The following is a 4442-nucleotide window of genomic DNA, read 5'->3' on the forward strand; positions in this document are numbered from 1 at the left end:
GACCGCGCCGGCGCGGTCGCGCTGCACCGCGCCTCCGGACCGCTCGACGCGCGCGACCGGGACGCCGCGGAGGAGATCGCCCTGCACGCGCGCATCGCGCTCGCCGCATGGGACGCCGCCGAGGAGCTCGAGCGCGGCCTCGCGTCCCGGACGCTCATCGGCCAGGCGCAGGGCATCCTCATGGAGCGCTTCTCGCTCGACGCCGAACGCGCGTTCCAGGTGCTCCGCCGCTACTCGCAGGACGGCAACGTGAAGCTCGTCGAGGTCGCGCGCCGGGTCGTGCAGACGGGCGCGCTGCCGACCGTCTGACCGGTCGGGCGGCCCGAGTCACGCCGCCCGCCGTGCAGGGACCGCGCCGCACGGGCGCGCTGCGCGTCCCGCCCTACGCGGACCGCCGGGCGACCCCGCTCGGGTGGATGGGCGACACCGCCGCGAGCGGCGCGACCTCCGGCAGGGCGGCCGGCTCGCCGCGGGTCAGCTCGGTGCGCAGCTGGCCGAGGATCCGCGCGAGCAGCCGCGAGACCTGCATCTGCGTCACGCCCAGCTCGGCCGCGATCTCGCTCTGGCTGCACTCGTCGACGAAGCGCAGGTGCAGGATCCGCCGGTCGCGGTCGCTGAGGATCCCGCGCGCCGCGTCCAGCAGCAGGGTGCGCTCGGCGCGCACGTAGCCCGGGTCCTCCGCCCCGAGGGTGTCGGCGAGCGACGTGCCCTCCTCCTCCTGCACGGTGAAGTCGAGCGACACGGGCCGCAGGCTCGTGTGGGCGGCCAGCGCCTCGACGACGGCCTCCCGCGGGTGGCCGGTGTGCGTCGCGAGCTCCTGGTCGGTCGGGGTGCGGCCGAGGCGCTGGGTGAGCGCGGGCACCACGGCCAGCAGGGCGTGCCGCAGCTCCTGGACCTGGCGCGGCGGCCGCACGACCCAGCCGTTGTCGCGCAGGTGCCGCTTGATCTCACCGGAGATCGTCGGGATCGCGAACGACACGAACGGCGCGCCGAACCCCGGGTCGTAGCGGCGCGCGGCCTTGACGAGCCCGAGGTACCCGACCTGGCGGAGGTCGCTCCAGTCGTGCGCGCGGCCCGAGTGCTGGCGGGCGATCCGGTCGGCGAGCTCGAGGTGGTCGAGCACGATCCGCTCGTGGAGGCGCCGGCGCTCCGCGTCCCCCGCGGGGCCCTCCGCGGCGGCCGCGGCCCGCTCGAAGCGGTCCTGCGTCACCCGGCGCTTCTCGTCCCGGACGGCGGCGAGCCCCGTCGGCGGCTCCGCCGTGCGGGAGAGGGCGACCGGCGGGCGGACGGCCGGGGCGGTGCCGTGGGCGGCCCGGCCGAGGGGCACGGGCGGGACGGCGGCGCGGGCGCGGGAGCGCAGCGTTTCGGTCACTGGGGACCCTCCGGACGAGACGGATGCGGCACGCTGCTTGACCGCTCCTCCAGAGAAGCACTGCTTCTCCGAGGTGCCTAGGTCGGGGGAGCACTTCTCCTCCTGCTTCTCCTGCTCCTCCGTCGCCCCGGGCGTGTCGGCGTGCGCGGGCATGCGGATCCGCGGGGTGCGGCGCCCCCGGGCGGGGGCGTCACCGGACCGCCGGTAGGCTCGGTCCCCGTTCCCCGCCGCCAACCCGATCGAACGGACGCCCCATGAGCCTGTTCCGCACGAAGAGCATCGAGTCGTCGCTCGCCGACGCCGCGGGAGGCGAGCGCAGCCTCACGCGCTCCCTCGGCACCTGGGACCTCATGCTGATGGGCGTGGCGGTCGCGGTCGGCGCCGGCATCTTCTCCGTCGGCGCGAAGGCCGCCGGGAACTACGCCGGTCCGTCGGTCACGCTCGCGTTCGTGCTCGCCGCGGTCACGTGCGGCCTCGCCATCATGTGCTACGCCGAGTTCGCCTCCGCCGTGCCCGTGGCGGGCAGCGCGTACACGTTCACCTACGCCACCATGGGCGAGCTGCTCGCCTGGATCATCGGCTGGGACCTCATCCTCGAGATGCTCACCGCGGCGGCCGTCATCGCCAAGTACTGGGGCATCTACCTCGAGTCGGCTCTGCAGCTCGCCGGGCTCGACATCCCCTCCACCATCACCGTGTTCGGCCTCGGCATCAGCTGGGGCGCCGTGCTCATCACCGCCGTCTTCACCGTGCTGCTCGTGCTCGGCACCAAGCTCTCCAGCCGGGTCTCGAGCGTCTTCACCGTGCTCAAGGTCGCGGTCGTCCTGTTCGTCATCGTCGTCGGCGCGTTCTACGTGAAGGCGGAGAACTACTCGCCCTTCATCCCGCCGCAGCGTCCCGCCGAGGGCGCCTCCGCGGACGTGTGGACCCAGTCCCTCTTCTCCTGGGCGAGCGGGCAGGAGCCCACGCAGTACGGCCTCTACGGCCTGCTCGCCGGCGCCTCGCTCGTCTTCTTCGCCTTCATCGGCTTCGACGTCGTCGCCACCAGCGCCGAGGAGGTGAAGGACCCGCAGCGCACCCTCCCGCGCGGCATCTTCGCCGGCCTCGCGGTCGTCACGGTCCTCTACGTGCTGGTGACCCTCGTGCTCACCGGCATGGTGCCGTACACCGTGCTCGCCGACGCGGAGGACCCGTCGCTCACCACCGCCTTCACCGCCGTGGGCGCCGGATGGGCGGCGCAGGTCATCTCCATCGGAACGCTCCTCGGCCTCACCACCGTGCTCATGGTGCTGCTGCTCGGCCTCGCCCGCGTCGTCTTCGCGATGAGCCGCGACGGGCTGCTGCCCCGCGGCCTCAGCCGCACGAGCGCCAAGCGCCGCACGCCCGTGCGGGTGCAGATCATCGCGGGCGTCGTCGTCGCGGCCCTCGCCGGCTTCACCGACGTGGGCGTGCTGGAGGAGATGATCAACATCGGCACGCTGTCCGCGTTCGTGCTCGTGAGCATCGGCGTGATCGTGCTGCGCCGCAAGCGCCCCGACATCCACGCGTCCTTCCGGGTGCCCTTCATGCCGTGGCTGCCGATCCTCTCCGCGGTGCTCTGCATCTGGCTGATGCTGAACCTCACGACCCTCACCTGGGTCCGGTTCCTCGTGTGGCTCGCGCTCGGCTTCGCGGTCTACTTCCTGTACGGACGCCGCCACTCGGTGCTCGGCCAGGAGGAGGCGCGCCTCCGGGCGGGCGGAGACCCCGCGCCCGAGCTGCCCTCGGCGTCCACGCCGCGGGACTGAGGCCCGGCCGGCGAGGTCGGCCCTGCGCATGGGGCCGGTCCGGCGCTGGGGTTCGTCCCGCGTCGGTCCGGCCCCGGGCCCGGTCGGGCGCCGGGACCCGCGATCCGCGTCAGGTCTGGCAGCGCGGGCACCAGTAGGTGACCCGGTCCTGCGCGCCCATGCCGGGGCGCACGGGATCGCCGAGCTGGCCCTGCTGGATGCGCGTGCCGCACCGCAGGCACGGCTTGCCCGTGCGGCCGTAGACCCAGTCGGTGCGGCCGCGGCGCAGGTCGCCCGTGGTGGTGCGCTCGATGCGGTCGCGGTTGGCGCGCATGGTGCGGCGGGCGAGCGCGACCATGGCGGGCAGGTCCGGTACCTCGCGCACGGGACGCGTGGGCAGCACGCCGCGCAGGAAGCAGAGCTCGGCGCGGTAGACGTTGCCGATGCCGGCCGCGTTCCGCTGGTCGAGCAGCGCGAGGCCGATGGCGCGGTCGGGCTGGGCCGAGATCCGGCGCACGACCTCCTCGGCCTGCGCGTCGTCCCAGCCGGGCCCGAGGATGTCCGGCCCGAGGTGCCCCACGACCGTGTGCTCCTGGTCGCGCGGGATCACCTCCAGCACCCCGAGCGCGAACCCCACCGTCACCCGCTCCGCCGTCTCGAGCACCACCCGCGCCTCGAACGCCGGCCGGCGCCACGCGGTGCCGTGCTGGTAGATGTGCCAGGACCCCTCCATCTTGAGGTGGCTGTGGACGGTCAGGTCGCCGATGCGGTGCAGGATGTGCTTCCCCACGCTCACGACCTCGTCGACCTCCTGGCCGACGAGGTCGAGCGTCGCGAAGGCCGGCACGCGGAAGTCGGTGCGCGTCAGCACCTGCCCCCCGATCGCCTCCTGCAGGTGGGCGGCGGTCCGGTAGACCGTGTCGCCCTCAGGCACGCGCTGCCCCCGTCACGAGCGCATCCGGAGCCCGCGCGGCGTGGCGGAGAACCCGTGCTCCTGCAGCGCCGTGCCGAGCGGCGTGCCGAGGATGAAGGCGCCGTTGACCTTCTCGATGGCGAGCTTCGCGACCCCGCCGCGCCGCACGATCTGGCCGAGCGACTCCGCGGCGGCGCGGAGCACGGCCTCGTCGTCGTCGAACAGCAGCATGGTCTTGCCGCCGCGCTCGACGTAGAGCACCAGCTCGCCGTCCACCAGCACCACGAGCGCCCCGGCCTTGCGTCCCGCGCGGTGGCCGGTGGGCCGCTCGCCGCGCGCGTCGACGCTCCCGGCGGCGGCGACCGCGGTCGCGCTCGCGGTCGTCCCCGAG

The 4442-nt window shown here is 74.4% G+C and carries 5 protein-coding genes; 2 read left to right on the forward strand and 3 right to left on the reverse strand.

Annotation, left to right across the window (positions count from 1 at the left end; all coding sequences use genetic code 11):
- The coding region (locus tag Q6969_RS13285) for an ANTAR domain-containing protein (RefSeq protein WP_317230862.1) at window positions 1–309 on the forward strand (309 nt) is incomplete at its 5' end.
- 73 nt (window positions 310–382) lie between these two features.
- Here the strand turns inward: Q6969_RS13285 and Q6969_RS13290 are convergent.
- The gene (locus tag Q6969_RS13290; protein ID WP_317230863.1) at window positions 383–1372 is read right to left on the reverse strand and encodes a sigma-70 family RNA polymerase sigma factor; all 990 of its coding nucleotides are present in this window, start codon (window positions 1370–1372) and stop codon (window positions 383–385) included.
- A 254-nt stretch (window positions 1373–1626) separates the two neighbouring features.
- Between Q6969_RS13290 and Q6969_RS13295 the strand changes: the two genes are divergently transcribed.
- Window positions 1627–3159, forward strand: a complete 1533-nt coding sequence (locus tag Q6969_RS13295) for an amino acid permease (protein WP_317230864.1) — start codon at window positions 1627–1629, stop codon at window positions 3157–3159.
- Window positions 3160–3268: 109 nt separating this feature from the next.
- Here the strand turns inward: Q6969_RS13295 and Q6969_RS13300 are convergent, their stop codons facing one another.
- Window positions 3269–4072, reverse strand: coding sequence for a DNA-formamidopyrimidine glycosylase family protein (locus Q6969_RS13300; RefSeq protein WP_317230865.1), 804 nt, complete (start codon window positions 4070–4072; stop codon window positions 3269–3271).
- Between the two features lie 12 nt (window positions 4073–4084).
- A partial coding sequence (locus Q6969_RS13305; RefSeq protein WP_317230866.1) for a hypothetical protein occupies window positions 4085–4442 on the reverse strand: 358 nt, incomplete at its 5' end.

The organism is Clavibacter sp. MX14-G9D (assembly GCF_032917815.1).
Classification (GTDB): Bacteria; Actinomycetota; Actinomycetes; order Actinomycetales; family Microbacteriaceae; genus Clavibacter; species Clavibacter michiganensis_K.

What these genes read in the sequence shown, in the direction of transcription:
- Q6969_RS13295 (WP_317230864.1), top strand. Translation starts at nt 1,627, where the DNA reads ATGAGCCTGTTCCGCACGAAGAGCATCGAGTCGTCGCTCGCCGACGCC.